The sequence below is a fragment of the Myxococcus sp. SDU36 genome, from assembly GCF_030168875.1.
Classification (GTDB): domain Bacteria; phylum Myxococcota; class Myxococcia; order Myxococcales; family Myxococcaceae; genus Myxococcus; species Myxococcus vastator.
This window is the reverse complement of sequence record NZ_CP077414.1, coordinates 8,193,643-8,211,208: the sequence shown is the minus strand read 5'-3', so window position 1 is coordinate 8,211,208 and position 17,566 is coordinate 8,193,643. Positions and strand designations below refer to the sequence as shown.

Below are 17,566 nucleotides of genomic sequence, written 5' to 3'. Positions count from 1 at the left end.
ACCATGACTCACTTCGCCTCACGCCGGGGCAGCGCCCTGGCCATCACCCTGATTGCCCTGACGGTGCTGCTGCTGCTCGTGGTGGGCGCCATCACCTTCACCGGCCGCAACCAGTCCGCCGCCGTGGCCAAGACGCGCAGCGACCGCGTGGAGGCCTGCGCGGAGACGGCGCGGCGCTACCTGCTGTCGCGGCTGAAGGTGTTCGGCACCGGCGCGGTGCCCGTCACCCACATCAGCCTGGAGCAGGTGCTGCAAGACGACCAGGTCGTCGCCGACAGCACCGTCATGCGCACCGCCCACCTGGGAGACACCGCGTCGGCGCCCACGGCGGCGGTGCTCGCCTCGTCCTCGTTCAGCAGCGGCAAGGACCAGGTGAGCGACGCGGCCAACACCCTTCGAGAAGGCACGGCCGGCGGCAGCTACTACCGCGTGGTCGTCATGTGTGACGAACCCGGAGGCCGACAGGCCGAGACCGAGTTCGTCTTCCGCTTCGGCATCTGACCCCTTCGACACCGCCCTTCCCCGAGAGCCCCCCCCATGAAGGCACTCTTCTCCACCTTGACGGCCCTGTCCGTGCTGCTGGCCGCCCCTGGCGCGCTCGCGCAGGACCCGGCGTCATGCAGCCTGCAGTCCACCTCCCGCCTGGACGCGCTGCTCAACCCCGCCCGCGGCAGCGACGAGCGCTTCTTCACCAGCCCCAGCGGCCCGCCCAACATCCTGCTCATCCTGGATACGTCGGGCTCCATGGCCTGGTGGCCCATCGCCTGGAGCAACAACGACGACTACAGCTACGCCGAAAACGGGAACGGGCAGTTCCCCGGCTGCCGGCAGGGAAACATCGACGAGCTGAACTACGACGCCAACGTCGAGTACCCGCGCATGTGGCTGTCGCTGACCAACCAGGACTCGCCCTGGTTCGTACCCACCAGCTACTACCGCTTCGACGGGAGCGGCGGCAACAACCAGGAAAGCTTCGGGATGAACCTCAACCCCGTGCGCTTCGACCAGCCACCGCCCAACACCGTCATCAGCGACAACGCGGCGGCGGCATGCGCCAACCTGGTGGGCACCGGAAACGGCGGCAACCGGCCCGCCGCGCGCGCCGCGTGCGCGCAGTGCCTCGCGACGAAGGGCTACTTCCAGCACACATCCAGTCGGCGTGTCGCGTCGGGCAACTTCCTCAACTTCTACTCACCGCGCGGCCACTCCGCCGTCAACGTCATCAGCCAGGTGCTCAAGGACTCGGAGCGCACGCGCTTCGGCGTGGTGACGTTCTCCGCGAGCAGCGCCGCCAGCAACACGGTGAAGTGGGACAACCAGGACGTGGTGCGCTTCGAGCGCTTCGGTCCCCGGTGTGACCAGTCACTCAGCGGCGCGGAGCGTGACAACCACCGCAACAACCTGCTCCTCAAGATGAACCGCGGGCTGCAGTTCAACACCGGCACGCCGCTGACGCAGGCCATGTGGGGCGCCAGCACCTACTTCCGCTCCGCCGGCAGCGACCCGTTCCCCGGCTGGTTCGGCAGCGGCTACCTGCGTGACTCGGACTTCGACGACGAAGACTCGCCGGGACGGGCCGCCACCTGCTTCACCTGCGGCTTCAACGCCATGATTCTGCTCACGGACGGTGAGCCCAACGAGCCCAGCGGCGACTCCGCCCAGGTGCCCTCCCAGGTGCGGAACCTCGAAGTCCCCTGCAACAACTGCGCGGCGGCCGGCCAGGGAAACAACAGCGGCGGCTCCAGCAGCCACATCCACCGCATCGCCAAGTGGATGTGGACGCATGACCTGCGGCCGGAGCTGGATGGGGCGCAGCAGGTGGCCACCTACACCGTGGGCTTCGCGCTGACGAACACGCAGGCCATCAACCTGCTGCGTGTCACCGCGGACGCGGGCGGCGGGCGCTTCTACGCGGCCACCAACTCCAGCCAGCTGAAGACGGCGCTCCAGTCCATCGTCGACGACGTGCAGAACCGGAACGTCGCGTTCGCCGCGGCGGCCATCTCCTCGTTCCAGACGGGCAGCTCCACGCTCAGCGCGTTGATGCCGCGCATGTCGCCCGCGTCGGGTGACAGCGCCTGGCGCGGAGACCTGTGGCGCTTCAACCAGTTCAACGAGTTCGTGGAGGGCGTGGACAAGAATGGCGACGGGGACATGGACGACATCTTCGTCGTGGACCGGGATGGCGACATCGTCGTCGAGGACACGTCTGGCAACTTCGTCAAGGACGGCGGCAGCACCCCGGCCAATCAGTTCTGGGAGGCGCGCCGCGCGCTGATGGCGCGGACGCTGAACAGCCGGAAAATCTACACGGTGACGGACAGCAACCAGGACGGGCGCATCACCGCCGCGGACAACACGGCGACGCCCATCGAGTTCACCGTGGAAAACCGCGAGGCGCTGAAGAGCTACTTCGGCATCCTCGGCACCCCCGTCTGTCCGAAGGTGCAGTCGCTCATCCCCCTGGACATCGACCCGGGCACGTTGATGACAGGCCTCCGGCTGACGCCGCAGCAGGCCGCCGCGGCCATGAGCGTCACGGTGCCCGGCTTCACCAGCCTGACGCAGACGCAGACCTGGCTGGACGACCTCTGCGTGCGCACGCTCATCCAGTACGTGCGCGGCCAGGACCTGGCGGACGAGGACGGCAACAACAACCGCATCGAGGTGCGCCGCTCCGTGCTGGGCGACATCTTCCACTCCGCGCCGGTGCTGGTGGAGCCACCCATGGACAAGTTCCTGTGCAACCTGGGCATGAGCAATCAGTGCACGCGCACGCTCTACAGCCAGCAACTGGGCGTGTCGCCCACGCCGCTCGCCACGGAGAACATCAGCCGCTGCGGCAACACCGTGGAGGTGGACGCGTATGACGCGTACCTGCACCGCTACCGCCGCCGGGACAAGCTGGTGCTGGTGGGCGCCAACGACGGCATGCTGCACGCCTTCCGCGACAGCACCGCCAGCGGCGACAACTGCGAGGGCGGCATGCCCATGATTGAGTACGCGCCCAGCACCGGCGAGGAGGAGTGGGCCTTCATCCCGCCGGACCTGCTGTCGCGCCTGCATGAGATGGCCAATGGCCACCAGTACTACGTGGACGGCGACATCATGGTGCGCGACGTGTGGGCGGACGGCTCGGGCGGCTCGCAGGCGGACGGCATCAAGCAGTCCGACGAGTACCACACGATGGCGGTGATTTCGGAGGGACGCGGCGGCGTGCACTACCTGGCGCTGGAGCTGCGCGCGGACGCGGGCACCGGCCGCTTCGGCGCGCCCCGGATGCAGTGGATGTACCCGCAGCCGGACTCCCCGGAGGCCGCCCTCTTCGGCAAGACGCTCTTCTCGCTCAGCCCCAAGCCGCCGCCCATTGGCCCCGTGCTGGTGGAGGCGGGCACCGCGCCCGGTGCGGTGTCCCGCTACAACGTGGAGACCCAGGAGCGGTGGATGGTGGCCCTGTCGGGCGGCTGGTCCCCCGGCCAGGAGAAGGGCCGCGGCATCTACATGGTGGACGCGTGGTCCCCCGAGGTGAATGGCCGCACCGACAACCTGTGGTGGAAGTTCGAATACGACCCGAACGCCACCGGCGAGCAGCACGGCCCCGCGCGGCACCTCACCCACAGCGTGGCGGCGCCCGTGGCGCTGGTGGACTACGGCGTGGCGGGCAACGTGCAGCAGGATGGCTTCTTCGACACGGCCGTCTTCGGCGACATGCGCGGCCAGCTCTGGGTGGCGCGCATGTCCGTGCCCGGCGCGCTGGACCCGTCCACGCGGCTCATCCGCAACTGGAGCGCCGCGCGCGCCTTCCAGATGGACCGGGACTCCGTGGGCCCCTCGGGCGTCCCGGGCACCAGCCTGACGCGGACGTGGCCCTTCTATTACGTGCCCTCCATCGGCATCCAGCCGGGCACGGGCGCCATGCGCGCGCTCGTCGGCACGGGTGACCGCTACGCGCTGCTGGATGACCAGGCCGGCATCTGCCGCTTCGACAACCCGCAGGCCTGCGCGCGCTACGGGTGCGGCAACGTGGAGGTGGACTACCGCGTGGACCGCATCGGCGAAAACATCACCCAGTCGCGGCACCAGTGGACGCAGCGAGGGCTGGCGCAATCCACGCTGACGCGCGGGACGGCGTCACAACCCGCTTGCGGCGACCCGGGCCAGACGGTGGTGTCTGCCCGGTTCACCCGGCACGAGGCCCGCGCCTGCCCGGGAGCGCCCCAGGACTACACCTCCATGAGCCCCGCGCGCGTGGAGTGCGGCAAGGACGCCGCGGGCAACTTCCGCTGCCTCGACGTGAGCAACGTGGCGCCCAACTTCGCGGACCTGGAGCTGACCCGCAGCGTCAACGCCATCGGGAAGAACCGCTTCTACGGCGTGCGCGTGTACGGCGTCACCGGGCAGATGTTCGCCGAGGACGCCACCGCTGTTTCCGCGGAGGGCCCCATGACGGCGAGCCAGTTCGACGCGGAGCGCCTGAGCGACCGCACGGGCGACAACGACACCAGCGGCGACCTGGTGGACGTGACGAACATCACCTGCGACGCGTCCGGGGCCTGCTCCGCGACGGGCGCCGCGCCGGAGAGCCCGGGGTGGATGCTGGAGTACACGGACAACCACACCCACAAGACGGCGGGCGGCGCGGCCACGGTGGCCAGCTGCACGCTGTGGAACGTCATCTACCCGTCGCAGGACGGCGAGGTGTGCAGCAGCACCGCGGCCCGGGCCCGCTTCTACCAGGCGGACTTCCTCAGCGGCCTGCCCAACTGCGCCGCGTCCTTCGACAACGCGCGCTTCCAGGAGCGCGCGGTGCTGTCGCCGCCGCCCGAGCCCGCCACCGCGGTGATGATTTCGCCCACGGGCAGCGTGAAATACAGCGCCATCATGCAGGAGCCCGGGCAGCGCCAGGCCACCTCCGTGGACGTGTCGGAGAACAGCGAGGTGCTGCGCAACGTGTACGAGCTGCCCCTCACCCAGGAGCAGCACGCCTGCCGTCACGAGGACGCGGCCCGCTGCCTGCCGTGATGTCGTGAAGGCCCGCCGCCGCCCTCTCCAGCTCGCCTGGGGAGGGCGGCCGGCGTTAGAAGACGGGCATGCCCACACTCGAAGACGCCATCGCGCTCGCGGTGGCCGCGCACCACGGCCAGCGAGACAAGGCCGGTCAGACGTACATCCTCCACCCGCTGCGGGTGATGATGCGGCTGGACACCGACGAAGAGCGCACCGTTGCCATCCTCCATGACGTGGTGGAGGACACGCCCTACACGCTCGAGCGCCTGCGCGAGCTGGGCTACCCGGAAGCCGTCCTGGGCGCGCTGGACGCGCTCACCCGCCGCCAGGACGAGACGTACGAGGCCTTCATCGAACGGCTGCGCCCGCTGGCGCTCGCCCGCCGCGTGAAGCTGGCGGACCTGGAAGACAACATGGACGTGCGGCGGCTGGCCGCGGTGACGCCCAGGGACGCCGAGCGTCTGGCCCGCTACCGCGCCGCCTGGGCCCGCCTGCGCGAGCCCTGAAGACACCACGGCCCGGAGCGCCACCAGGGACACTCCGGGCCGCGGTGCTACCGGCGCCCGCCGAGGAAAGCAGGGCGCCGGCTTCTTCGACTCCGCGCTAGGCCTTGGCCAGCTGGCGGAGCACGTACTGCAGGATGCCGCCGTGGCGGTAGTAGTCGAGCTCGTTCGGCGTGTCGATGCGGCACACCACCGTGAACTCCTTGGTGCCGCTCTCACCCGTGGCCTTCACGGTGAGCTTCTTCTGCGGCGCCAAGTCTTGCGCCACGCCGGTGATGTCGAACTTCTCGTGGCCGGTGAGGCCCAGCGACGCCGCGTCCTGGCCCGCCTCGAACTGGAGCGGCAGCACGCCCATGCCCACCAGGTTGGAGCGGTGGATGCGCTCGAAGCTCTTGGCGATGACGGCCTTCACGCCCAGCAGCATGGTGCCCTTGGCCGCCCAGTCACGGCTGGAGCCGGTGCCGTACTCCGCGCCCGCCAGCACCACCAGCGGCGTGCCCTCCGCCTGGTACTTCATGGACGCGTCGTAGATGCTCATCCGCTCGCGCGTGGGGATGTGGACGGTGACGCCGCCCTCCACGCCCGGAACCAGCAGATTCTTGAGGCGGATGTTGGCGAAGGTGCCACGCACCATCACCTCGTGGTTGCCGCGGCGCGCGCCGTAGGAGTTGAAGTCCTTGGGCTCCACGCCGTTGGCCATGAGGTACTTGGCCGCCGGGCTCGCCTTGGCGATGTTGCCCGCGGGGGAGATGTGGTCCGTGGTGACGGAGTCACCCAGCAGCGCCATGACGTGCGCGCCATGGATGTCCTGCGCGGGCTTGGGCTCCTTCGGCAGGTTCTCGAAGAAGGGCGGCTTGCGCACGTAGGTGGACGCGTCGTCCCACTGGAAGGTGGCGCCCTTGCCCACCGGCAGCTGCTGCCAGAGCGCGTCGCCTTCCATGGCGTTGGCGTACTGGCTGCGGAACTGCTCCGGCTTCACGCAGGTGCGGATGACCTCCTGAATCTCCTCGTTGGACGGCCAGATGTCGCGCAGGAACACGGGACGACCGTTGGGGTCGGTGCCCAGCGGCGCGTTGTCCAGGTCCATGCCCACCTCGCCAGCCAGCGCGTAGGCCACCACCAGCGGCGGGCTGGCCAGGTAGTTCATGCGCACGTGCGGGTTGATGCGGCCCTCGAAGTTGCGGTTGCCGGACAGCACCGCGGCCACCACGAGGTCCCCCTCGGTGACGGCGTTGGCCACGGGCTCCGGCAGCGGACCGGAGTTGCCGATGCATGTGGTGCAGCCGTAGCCCACGATGTGGAAGCCCACGGCCTCCAGGTAGGGCAGCAGGCCGGCGTCGCGCAGGTACTCGCTGACCACGCGGCTGCCCGGAGCCAGCGACGTCTTCACCCACGGCTTCGGGTTGAGGCCGCGCTCCACGGCCTTCTTCGCCAGGAGGCCCGCGCCCACCAGCACCGCCGGGTTGGAGGTGTTGGTGCAGGACGTAATCGACGCAATCACCACCGCGCCGTGGCCCACCTGGTAGCTCTGGCGGCCGTTCTTCACCGTGACGGTCTGGGCCAGGCGCTCGGGAGGCACCGCGGCGGCGGCCTTGCCCTCGTCCCCGCCCTTGCTCTTGCCGGCCGACAGCATCTCCACCAGCGACTTCTCGTAGCCGGACTTCATGTCCTTGAGGGGCACGCGGTCCTGCGGGCGCTTGGGGCCGGCGAGGCTGGGCACCACGGTGGACAGGTCCAGCTCCAGCGTGTCGCTGAAGAGGGGCTCCTCGGCGTCGTCACGCCGCCACAGGCCCTGCTCCTTGGCGTAGGCCTCCGTGAGGGCGACGAGGTCGTCCGGCCGGCCGGTGAAGCGCAGGTAGTTGAGGCTCTCCTCGTCCACCGGGAAGAAGCCGATGGTGGCGCCGTACTCGGGCGCCATGTTCGCGATGGTGGCCCGGTCCGGCAGGGACAGGTTCTTCAGGCCGCTGCCGTAGAACTCCACGAACTTGCCCACCACGCCCTTCTTGCGAAGCATCTGCGTGACGGTGAGCACCAGGTCCGTGGCGGTGGCGCCCGCGGGCAGCTTGCCAGCGAGCTTGAAGCCCACCACCTGCGGAATCAGCATGGTAATCGGCTGGCCCAGCAGCGCGGCCTCCGCCTCGATGCCGCCCACGCCCCAGCCCACCACGCCCAGGCCGTTGATCATCGTGGTGTGGCTGTCGGTGCCCACCAGCGTGTCCGGGTACACGGTGCTGCCCTGACGGAACGTCACGTGCGCCAGGAACTCCAGGTTGACCTGGTGGCAGATGCCGATGTCCGGCGGCACCACGCCAAAGCCCTTGAACGCGCTCTGACCCCAGCGGAGGAACGCGTACCGCTCACGGTTGCGCTCGAACTCCAGCTCGGCGTTCTCCTTGAACGCGGCGGACGTCGCGAAGGAATCAATCTGCACCGAGTGGTCGATGACCAGGTCGGCCGGGTTGCGCGGGTTGATTTTGTCCGGGTCGCCGCCCATGGAGGACAGCGCCTCACGCATGGCCGCCAGGTCCACCACCGCGGGCACGCCCGTGAAGTCCTGGAGCAGCACGCGCGCCGGGTGGAAGGAAATCTCCACGTCCGGGGTGGCCTTGGGGTCCCAGGCCAGCATCTTCTCCACGTGCTCGCGCTTCACCACGCGGCCGTCCTCGTGCCGCAGCAGGTTCTCCAGCAGGACCTTCAGCGAGAACGGCAGGCGGTTCACCGCCGGGTGGGATTTGGCCAGCTTGCCCAGGCTGAAGAGGTCGTAGGTGGCGGAACCCACCTTGAGCTGGGACTTCGTGCCGAAACTGTCGGTCATGTGTTGCCGTCCTTCCTTGCGCGGGATGCGGCAACTTCTAGGCCCCCCTTTGACGCGTTGCAAAGGGTTCCTGCGAGCGCATTGAAGGCCGGACGATTCGAGCCGCGGGACGCGCCCCGCCGAGGGGTGGGCAGGCGTGGCTCAAATGATTCTGCGAAGCAGAGACAGTGCCCGCTCCAGCAGCTTCTGCCACAGGGGCCGGCGGCGGAACTCCGCCAGCGTCACCTCGCGGCAGTCCCCACAGTCGGTGCGGAAGGAGTCCTCCAGTTGCCGTCCCAAACGAGCGTCGGCGAAGACCGCGTTCACCTCGTGATTGAAGGCCAGGCTGAGGCGCTCCAGGTTGAACGAACCGATGGTGCCCCACACCCCGTCCACCACGGCCGTCTTGGCGTGCAGCACGCCGCGCTGCCATTCGAAGATGCGGACGCCCGCGACCAGCAGCCGCTCGTAGAAGGCCCGGGCCATGAACTCCAGGAGGGGGTGGTCACTGCGAGCGTTGAGCAGCAGATGGACCTCCACCCCGCGCCGGGCCGCCTCACGCAGCGCCATCACCATGCGGCGGTCCGGGATGAAGTAGGCGGCGGCCACCAGCACGCTGCGCCGGGCCCGGCGGATGGCGTGCAGATAGGACCGGTGGATGCTTCGCCGACTGGACAACACCGCCAGCCCCACCGAGCCGCGGCGGGGCGGCGGGTTGCGCAGGCGCTCCAGCCGCCGCGTCAACCGGTGGAAGCGGCCCTGGAACATCATCCGCCACGTGGCGGAGAAACACCGCTCCAGTTCGTGGACGGCCGGCCCTTCGATGCGCAGCACGTCATCCCGCCACGCCGCGCCCAGCTCCGCGGGCGCCCAGTGGGCGGAGATGTTCACCCCGCCGGTGAAGGCCACCTCACCGTCCACCACCAGGATTTTGCGGTGGTCCCGCCGCAGCAGGTGCCGCAGCCCGCGTGACAGGCTGAAGGGCTTGAAGGCGCGGATGTCCACGCCCCGCGCGCGCAGCCCGGTGAAGAAGCTCCGGCGGCTCGTCCACGAGCCCACCGCGTCGTACAGCACCTTCACGTGCACGCCGCGCTCGGCCGCCTCCGCCAGCGCCTCGCCGAACCGCTCACCGACGGCGTCGGAGACGAACATGTACGTCTCCAGGCGGACATAGCGGCGCGCCTGGCGGATGGCCTCCAGCATCGCCGGGTAGGCCTCCACGCCGTCACGGAGCAACTGACAGGCGTTGCCCTGCACCACCGCGTGGCGGCGAGGCAGGTAGTAGCGCGACAGGAGCAGCCCGGAGACGTTGGGGCTCCACACCGGCCCATGCTCCGGCACGGGCCCCGGGGGCGTGGGCGCGCGCCGCGGCGCGCCCGTGTCCGCCTCCCCAGCCTGCTCGGTCAACGCCTCCGGCTCACGCATGGCCTCCCAACGGTGCGGATGCCCGCGAGCCCTGGCAACCCGAGCCGCTTCGCAGCCTGGCTTCCCGTGCCAGCCGGTGTCCGGAAGCCGACGGGACAAGCCCGTGACTTCACGAACACCGGAAAGCCGTGGCGTGCACCTAGAGGCCGTACTCCGCGCGCTTGGCGTCCGCGCGGGTGGCGCACGGCTGGTCGAACTCCGGGAAGTACTCCTTCACGTGGTCCAGGGTGGCGGAGGCGCTCTTGTAGTTGCCCTGGTTGTAGTAGCCCTCCACCTCCAGCAGCAGCTTGGAGCAGGTGCGGTCCAGCTCCTGCTGCGCCGCCTTCATGCGCTCCTGGGCGTCGTAGTAGAGGTCCGGCTTCGGCTCGGGGTGGGCCTCCAGCATCAGCCACGACACGCGGAAGGACTTCCAGGCCTCGTAGCGGTTGCGAGCGCCGATGTCCGGCGTCTGGAAGTGCTTCAAGCCCCGCTTGTGGTACTCGGTGGCCTCGCGCACCAGCTCCTCGGGCAGCAGGTCCGGCAGCAGCGCGCGCTCCACCCAGATGTTCCAGATGGTCCACGGGTCTTCGCCCGGCGGATTCTTCACGTTGTCGAAGATGATGCGGTTGGGCTCGCCCTTCTTCAGGTGCTGCGCCGGAATCATCAGCTCGATGGAGCGGTCCTGGCTGGCCAGCGTGTCGGGCGGCACCTTGCCCACGTCCACGCCGTTGACGCTCACCACGACCTCATCCTTGGAGATGCCCTGGGCCTGGTAGTGGAGGATGACCACCGCGCGCGTGGCGGCGGTGTACTCCCACTCGAAGACCTTCATGTCCGCGCGCTCCCACGTCACGCCCGGCCCCAGGCCGAACGACTCGCGGATGGGCTGGCCGCTGAGCATCATGGGCTCCTCGCCCACCGGCTGGCCGTCCTCGCCGCTCAGCACCAGCCAGTAGAGGACGCCGAACAGCGCGAGCACCATGGCCACGCCGCCGCCGATGATGCCGGTGCGCACGCCCTGGCTGGCGTCCGCCCAGAAGAGCTTCGCGCTGGACACCACGCCGGGGGACTCACGCCGGATGCGCGCGCGCTCCGCCGCGGACAGGCCCCCACCCCCCGACGCGGACGGCGCCGGACGGGCCCGGGCCGGCGGGGGCGAACTGGCCGGCCGCCTCGCGGGAGGCGCCGCGGGCGCCGAGCGCTCGATGGCCGCCGGCCGTGAGCCGCTCTGCCCCTGGGACACGGGGCGCAGGGCCTGCAGGTTGGAGCGGGTGGCGCCCTCTCGGATTTCGTTCAGCGCCTCCTGGTCGGCACCGTCCGGGGCCAGCGCGACGCCCTTGTTGCGCTGCCGCTTCAGGGAGTCCAGGGAGACGATGCGCGTGCTGCCATCGCCTTCCTGGGCACCGGCGGGCAGCTCCTCTTCGCCCGTGGCCGGCTCGTCCGTCAGCATGCCGAAGATGAACGTCACCGGCCCCAGGGTCAGCTTGTCGCCGTCCTCAAGCACCTGCGTCTTCACCGGGCTGCCGTTGACGAGCGACCCGTTGGCGCTGCCCTGGTCCTCGACGGCGTAGGCATCACCGTCGAGGAAGATGCGACAGTGGCGCCGGGACACACCCGGGTCGAACAGCGCGACGTCACAATCCGTCGAACGGCCGATGAGAACGGAGTCCTGGTCGAAGACGAACTCCTTACCGGCTTCTCTACCCTCGGAGATCGTCAGCTGGAAAGGCATGGGGGGTCACAATCCTACAGAGGCCCGCGCCGCTCGGGCAACGGCCGCACGCGCGGAGGGCGGTTCCATGACCTGCGCCTCGCCACCGAAGGACAGGACCCACTGGGTGAGCCAGCGCTCGCTGTCCCCCGCCACCAGCACCTCCACGCCCCCGTCAGCGAGCGGGCGGGCGTCCTGGCCGAAGCGCTCCTTCACATAGGGTGCGGCCACGGGGGAGAAGCGCACACGCACCGTGGCATCCTTCAAGCCCCGCGCCGGGTTGGGCACGTCCGCCCGGGCGTCCGCGGGCGGCTGGAAGGACACGTCCGTGACGAGGATGTCCTCCATCCGGTCCAGACGGAACAGGCGCGCGTCCTGCCGGGTGTGGCAGTAGCCCTGCAGGTACCACTGCCCCCGGTGGCTGAGCAGCTCGTAGGGGCGCACGGTGCGCGGCTCCGGCGACCGGCCGGGGCTGGCGTAGCCGAACGTCACCTCCAGGCGCTCGATGATGGCGCGGGTGAGCGGCCCCAGGGCCTGGGGCGCCTCCGTGGACGCATCAATCTTCCGGTACATCTCCCGGTAGCGCTCGCGGGTGGCGGGCGGCAGCACGCGCTCCAGCTTCTCCAGGGCGCTCTGCAGCGCGTCCCCCGTGGCCGGCCGCAGCAGCTCCGCCGACGCGGCCAGCGCCGCGGCCTCGCCCGGCGTGAGCCGGGGCGGCGCGAACAGGCGCTGGTCCAGGTCCACGTAGACGCGGTCGTTGTCCACGTAGATGTCGATGTAGTCGTCCGGGTTGAAGGGCGGCCGGCCCACGCAGGTGAGCAGGTCCAGCTCCTCCAGCAGGTCCTCGCGGCTGACGTTGAGGGCGCGCGCGAGCGCGTCCACCGTGACGCCGGGGTGCTTGGAGACGTAGGGGACCAGGAACAGCAGGCGGCGGAGCCGCTCGTGGACGTTGCTCATGCGCTCACCTTGTCCAGCGAATCGTCGTGGCACGCCACGATGCGCGAGGCCATCTCCCGCAGGCGCGCCTGCGCCCGCTCCGGGCCCTCCACGCGGCAGTCCGGCCCCAGCGCCAGGCAGAAGCGCATCAGGCCATCCACGAACGTCACCGGCAGCCGCGCCCGCACCGCCCCCGCCTCCGCGGGCTCCAGCGTGGCGCCGGGCAGCAGGCTCGCGGCCCGCGAGGCGAGCGTGCCCGACAGGTGGAGCACCACCTCCACCTGCTCATGGAAGCGGTGCTGCCACGGGAAGTACGCCACGTGGGCCTCCAGCGAGAAGTCCGCCGGCACCTGGAAGTCCGGCGTGCGCGGACGCGCCGTGTTCACCTTCAGCTCGCGAATCCGGTGGACGTGGAAGGTCCGCAGGTCCTTGCGCAGGTGGCAGTACCCCACCAGCGTCCAGGCGCCGCGGCGCAGCGCCAGGCCAAACGGGTCCACGCGCCGCTGCGTGGTGCCGGCCTGCTTGGGGCTGGCATACGTCAGGTCCACCCACTTGCGGGCCGCGCACGCATCCCAGAGCTGCTCCAGGCGCGCGGAGACCTCCTTCTCCTGGCCCTCATGCACGGAGCCCAGCTCCATGCGCACCCGGGGGGTGGGCAGGGATTGACCGGCGAAGAAGCCGATCTTCCGCAGCGCGTGCGCCAGGTCGTCCCGGCCCGGGAAGGCGCCCGACGCCAGCGCCGCGGAGCCAGCGGCATAGAGCACGGCCAGCTCTTCCTTGGAGAGGTCCGCCTCCGGAAGGTAGTAGGCGTCCCGGTCGACGAGGTAGCCGTCCCGCCGCTCGTCATCGCCCTGCGCGTACGTCAGCGGAAAGCCCAGCTCCACGAGCTCCGCCTTGTCGCGCTCGAACTTGCGCTCGGCGGCATCATCGGAGCCGCCGTAGTCACCAGGGAAGTGCTCGCGCAGCTCGGCCCAGGAGATGGGCTCGCGCGCGTCGAGCAGAAGGGCCACGAGGTCGAGGATGCGTTCGGTGCGGTCCATTGGGAAGGTCGGCGACGATGCCGGGCGGACCCGGGGGGGTCAAGAAGTGGACGTGTGGGTGGGAAACAGGTGAGCGGTCCGCCCGCGTCCGCGAGATAGCCGGATGCAACTGAACAGACAAGCAGGTAATCGCCTGTGGGTGCGGCCATCCTCATTCCAGCGGACAAGGACTTGGGCGGGGGGCTCGCACGGCGGGCATGATCTGGGTTATTGCTGCACCATTCCGTGGAAGTGGAGGAGACGCGGACGGGCCATGCCTGTCCGGATGCCGCGTGGCCGACGCGGCGAGCGGAGCCTCTGAAGGGACTCACGATGAGCGGCATCACCCTCGTCCGTAATGTAGTGGCCGGGTTGGCGATGTTCGTGGGCGTCACGAGCATGGCCGCGCCTGCGCCCGTGCGCGCGGAGCCCCTCTACTTCGCCGTCGAGGTCCGCCGCGACGGGCGCCTGGTGGCCCAGCCCAAGCTGCTGGGTGAGACGGGCCGCACCCTTCGCGCCGAGCGCCGCCGCCCCGGAGCGCCCCTGCCCGACTACCGGCTGGTCCTCACGCCCAGGGCCGAAGGCCAGTCGTTCCTCCTCCAGTTGGACCTACTCCTCCCCGAGGCGAAGGGCCACTCCGAGCTGGCGCTGCTCCACGGCCAGGAGCGCAAGCTCCAGCTCGGCCGCGTGCCCGGGGAGCTCGAGGTCTCCCTGCTGCTGATGAAGGTGGACTCGCCGGAGTTCCGCGCGCTCATGCAGTTGGGCGAAAGCTGCGGCAAGTCGCTGTCCACCTCGTCCATCTGACCGGCTACAGCACCGCCAGGTCGTCGCGGTGCACGGCCTCGTCCAGGTAGCGGTAGCCCAGCACCGCTTCGATGTCCGCCGTGTGGTGTCCGGCGATGCGTCGCAGCTCGTTGGCGTCGTAGGCCGCCAGCCCCCGCGCGAACACGGTGCCCTCCGCGTCCACCAGGTCCACCGGGTCTCCGCGCCCGAAGTCGCCCTCCACGCCGCGCACGCCGCTGGGCAGCAGGCTGCGCTTGCCGGTGACAATGGCCTCGCGCGCGCCGGCATCCACCGTGAGCGTCCCGCGTGCGCGCAGGGCATGGGCAATCCACGCGGCGCGGGCGCTGCGGCGGCTGCCCGTGGGCTCGAAGAGGGTCCCCACGTCCGCGCCTTCCAGGACGGCGCGCAGGCGGCCGGGCACGGCGCCGGACGTAATCACGCAGTGGATGCCGGATTCAGAGGCGCGCGCGGCCGCCCGCACCTTGGTGCTCATGCCGCCCGTCCCCACCCCGCTGCTCGTGCCGGTGGCGAGCGCCAACACCTCTGGCGTCACCTGCATCACCGTGGTCACCAGCTCCGCGTTCGCGTCGCGCCAGGGGTCACCGGTGTAGAGGCCCTCCACGTCCGACAGCAGGATGAGCGCGTCGGCGTCCACCACGCCGGCCACCAGGCCCGCCAGCGTGTCGTTGTCACCGAACTTCAGCTCGTCCACGGAGACGGTGTCGTTCTCGTTGATGACGGGGACGACGCCCGCCGTCAGCAGCCGCTCCAGCGTGTGCTTCACGTTGAGGTAGCGCCGGCGCTCCTGCACATCCTCGTGGGTGAGCAGCACCTGGGCCACCGCCTTCCCGCGCGCGGCGAAGGCCTCTTCGTAGGCCTGCATCAGCCGGCTCTGCCCCACCGCCGCGCACGCCTGCTTGCCTGGGATGTCGCGAGGGCGCGAGGGCAGGCCCAGCCGCTCGACCCCCAGGGCGATGGCCCCGCTGGACACCACGACCAGCTCGCGGCCCTGCGCGGCCCACAACAAGTCCTGGCCCAGCGCATCGAAGTGCTGACGATTGAACCGCCCGGTGGCGTTCGTCAGCGCGTTGGTGCCGATTTTCACCACCACCCGCCGGGCGGCGCGCAGGGCGGTGCGTCCCGTGGAAATCGAACTCACGGGGCGTCAGCGTAGGTCAGAAATGGAAGACGCGCGCGTCCGGCGTGTTTTCCTCACAGCGGCAGTCATAGAGTCGTCCGGAAAAGGTGGGGGCCCAACGCCTCCGCCAGGAGCGCACGGTTTGAAGGAAATCTACGGCAACACCCTGGGCCTCAAGTCGAGCGAGCAGCACCGCCTGCGCAACACCTTCCGCCGGCGCGTCCCACCGCACGAAATCGTGTCGCCTGAGCTTGCCCGGCACCTCACCGAGCTGTCGCGTGAGACGAACCGGCAGGTGGGTGTGCTCGTCAACCGGAAGGGCGAAATCGAGCACGTCATCGTGGGCAGCGCCCACAAGCTCGAGCTGCCGGACATCGGCCGCGCCCGCGCGGGCCAGGTGCGTCTGCGTGGCCTCCGCCTGGTCCACACCCACTTGAAGAGCGAGCCGCTCACCAAGGACGACCTCACGGACCTCGCGCTGCTGCGCCTGGACTGCGTGGCGGCCATTGGCGTGGGCCACGACGGCCTGCCCGGCGTCCTGCACTACGCCTACCTCGTTCCAGAGAACAGCTCCGGCGAATTCTGGCACGTCGAGACGCTGCCCTCCGTCCACGTAGTGCAGCCGGACCTCATGGACACGCTGGGCGCGCTGGAGGAGGAGTTCAACCGCAAGGCGGCGTCACGCAAGGTGGGCGGCCGGGAGAAGGCCATCCTCGTGGCGGTGTGCCTGGACGGCAACCGCGCCCTGGCCGAGTCCAGCCTGGCGGAGCTGAAGGAGCTGGCGCGCACCGCGGGCGTGGAGGTCATCGACTCCGTGCTGCAGGTGAAGCGCGAGGCGGACCCGCGCTACCTCATCGGACGCGGAAAGCTGGAGGAGCTCAACCTGCGCTCCATGCAGTCCATGGTGGACCTGCTCATCTTCGACAAGGACCTCACCCCGTCCCAGGGCCGGCACATCGGCGAGGCCACCAGCCTCAAGGTCCTGGACCGCTCACAGCTCATCCTGGACATCTTCGCGCAGCGCGCGCAGAGCGCCGAGGGCAAGCTCCAGGTGGAGCTGGCGCAGCTGAAGTACCGGCTGCCGCGCCTGGTGCAGAGCGACGATTCGCTCAGCCGGCTCATGGGCGGCATTGGCGGACGTGGCCCGGGTGAGACGAAGCTGGAAATCGACCGCCGCCGCGTGCGCGAGCGAATCACCCACCTGGAAAAGCGCATCGACGCGATTGGCAAGGAGCGCAGCGTGCGCCGGGCCCAGCGCAACCGGCGCGAGCTGCCCGTCATCTCCATTGTCGGCTACACCAACGCCGGCAAGTCCACGCTCCTCAACGCGATTACGAACGCCGAGGTGCTGGCGGAGAACAAGCTGTTCGCCACGCTGGACCCCACCAGCCGGCGGCTGCGCTTCCCGCAGGAGCGTGAGGTCATCATCACCGACACGGTGGGCTTCATCCGCGACTTGCCCAAGGACCTGGTCGCCGCCTTCCGCGCCACGCTGGAGGAGCTGTACGACGCCAGCCTGCTGCTCCACGTCGTGGACGCGGCGGACCCCGCCCGCGACGAGCAGGTGGAGGCGGTGGAGAACATCCTCGAGTCACTCGACTTGATGGAGAAGCCCCGCCTCATGGTGTGGAACAAGGCGGACCTGCTGCCGCCAGACGAAGTGGAGGTGCTGCTGCGCACCCGGGGCGGCGTGGCCATCAGCGCCGCGACGCGCGAGGGCCTGGCGACGCTGCTGGCCAAGGCGGACACCACGCTGTTCGCCGAGGGCGCCACCGCGGCCATCGGCGCCGTCTGAGCCCGCGGTTGCCGGGCAGGCACGGCTCCCCGTAGAGTCGGGGGGCCGTGTCGACTCCATTCTTCACACCCCTGCTGCTGGCCCAGGCTGACTACGCGAAGCCTGTGTCCTCGCTGTCTCCGAAGTACTTCGAGCTGCTGGAGCAGAACAGTCACATCATCTACCCCGTGCTGGCGATTCTGACGCTGGTCATCATCGCCGCGGGTGTCCTCCAGGCGTGGCGCACGCAAGACCTGGACGGCCTCCAGAAGAACGAGTTCAAGCGCGCCATCGTCAACGAGCTGCGCCGCAACATCAGCGGCATGCCCGGTGACTTGCTGTCGAAGTCCGTGGGGCTGGACCGGCTCAAGACGAACCGCCTGCTGGAGCAGATGCAGCAGGAGGGCCTGGTGGTGAGCCACACCAACTCCCAGCGGCTCACCGTGTGGCGCGTCCGCGGCGCCACGCCGGACGCGGCGCCGCGCCGCTTCTGAAGG

General features: G+C 69.9%; 12 protein-coding genes. 6 read left to right on the top strand and 6 right to left on the bottom strand.

The window, feature by feature from the left end; genetic code table 11:
* Positions 1–3: 3 nt before the first annotated feature.
* The 3 genes from KGD87_RS33520 (at position 4) to KGD87_RS33510 (ending at position 5,513) form a co-directional block, all read left to right on the top strand.
* Positions 4–501: a hypothetical protein gene (locus KGD87_RS33520; RefSeq protein WP_284664998.1), complete on the top strand. Its 498-nt coding sequence runs from the start codon at positions 4–6 to the stop codon at positions 499–501.
* A 36-nt stretch (positions 502–537) separates the two neighbouring features.
* Complete coding sequence (locus KGD87_RS33515; RefSeq protein WP_284664997.1) at positions 538–5,022, top strand: pilus assembly protein; 4,485 nt, start codon at positions 538–540, stop codon at positions 5,020–5,022.
* A 68-nt stretch (positions 5,023–5,090) separates the two neighbouring features.
* Positions 5,091–5,513, top strand: a complete 423-nt coding sequence (locus KGD87_RS33510) for a GTP pyrophosphokinase (RefSeq protein WP_284664996.1) — start codon at positions 5,091–5,093, stop codon at positions 5,511–5,513.
* Positions 5,514–5,610: 97 nt separating this feature from the next.
* Here KGD87_RS33510 and acnA read toward each other — a convergent pair whose 3' ends face one another.
* From acnA to KGD87_RS33485, 5 genes are all read right to left on the bottom strand, one after another.
* Positions 5,611–8,325 (bottom strand): aconitate hydratase AcnA, encoded by a 2,715-nt coding sequence (gene acnA, locus KGD87_RS33505; RefSeq protein ID WP_284664995.1) that lies wholly within the window; start codon positions 8,323–8,325, stop codon positions 5,611–5,613.
* Positions 8,326–8,466: 141 nt separating this feature from the next.
* On the bottom strand, positions 8,467–9,729 hold the full coding sequence (gene clsB / locus KGD87_RS33500; protein ID WP_284664994.1) for a cardiolipin synthase ClsB: 1,263 nt from the start codon (positions 9,727–9,729) through the stop codon (positions 8,467–8,469).
* A gap of 139 nt (positions 9,730–9,868) precedes the next feature.
* Positions 9,869–11,440: an FHA domain-containing protein gene (locus KGD87_RS33495; RefSeq protein ID WP_284664993.1), complete on the bottom strand. Its 1,572-nt coding sequence runs from the start codon at positions 11,438–11,440 to the stop codon at positions 9,869–9,871.
* Between the two features lie 6 nt (positions 11,441–11,446).
* Positions 11,447–12,376, bottom strand: a complete 930-nt coding sequence (locus tag KGD87_RS33490) for a helix-turn-helix transcriptional regulator (protein WP_284664992.1) — start codon at positions 12,374–12,376, stop codon at positions 11,447–11,449.
* Positions 12,373–13,395, bottom strand: a complete 1,023-nt coding sequence (locus tag KGD87_RS33485; protein WP_284664991.1) for a helix-turn-helix transcriptional regulator — start codon at positions 13,393–13,395, stop codon at positions 12,373–12,375. The genes KGD87_RS33490 and KGD87_RS33485 overlap by 4 nt, the downstream gene beginning before the upstream one ends.
* 312 nt (positions 13,396–13,707) lie before the next feature.
* Here KGD87_RS33485 and KGD87_RS33480 point away from each other — a divergent pair, with 312 nt between their 5' ends.
* Positions 13,708–14,178, top strand: coding sequence for a hypothetical protein (locus KGD87_RS33480; RefSeq protein WP_176409270.1), 471 nt, complete (start codon positions 13,708–13,710; stop codon positions 14,176–14,178).
* A gap of 4 nt (positions 14,179–14,182) precedes the next feature.
* Here the strand turns inward: KGD87_RS33480 and proB are convergent, their stop codons facing one another.
* Positions 14,183–15,316, bottom strand: coding sequence for a glutamate 5-kinase (proB, locus tag KGD87_RS33475; protein ID WP_284664990.1), 1,134 nt, complete (start codon positions 15,314–15,316; stop codon positions 14,183–14,185).
* A gap of 121 nt (positions 15,317–15,437) precedes the next feature.
* Between proB and hflX the strand changes: the two genes are divergently transcribed.
* Together hflX and KGD87_RS33465 are read left to right on the top strand one after the other, a co-directional pair.
* Positions 15,438–17,090 carry a GTPase HflX gene (hflX, locus tag KGD87_RS33470; RefSeq protein WP_284664989.1) on the top strand — a complete coding sequence of 551 codons (1,653 nt, stop codon included), beginning with the start codon at positions 15,438–15,440 and terminating at the stop codon, positions 17,088–17,090.
* A gap of 47 nt (positions 17,091–17,137) precedes the next feature.
* Entirely contained in the window at positions 17,138–17,563 is a 426-nt protein-coding gene (locus KGD87_RS33465) for a hypothetical protein (protein WP_284664988.1), read from the top strand.
* Positions 17,564–17,566: the final 3 nt, after the last annotated feature.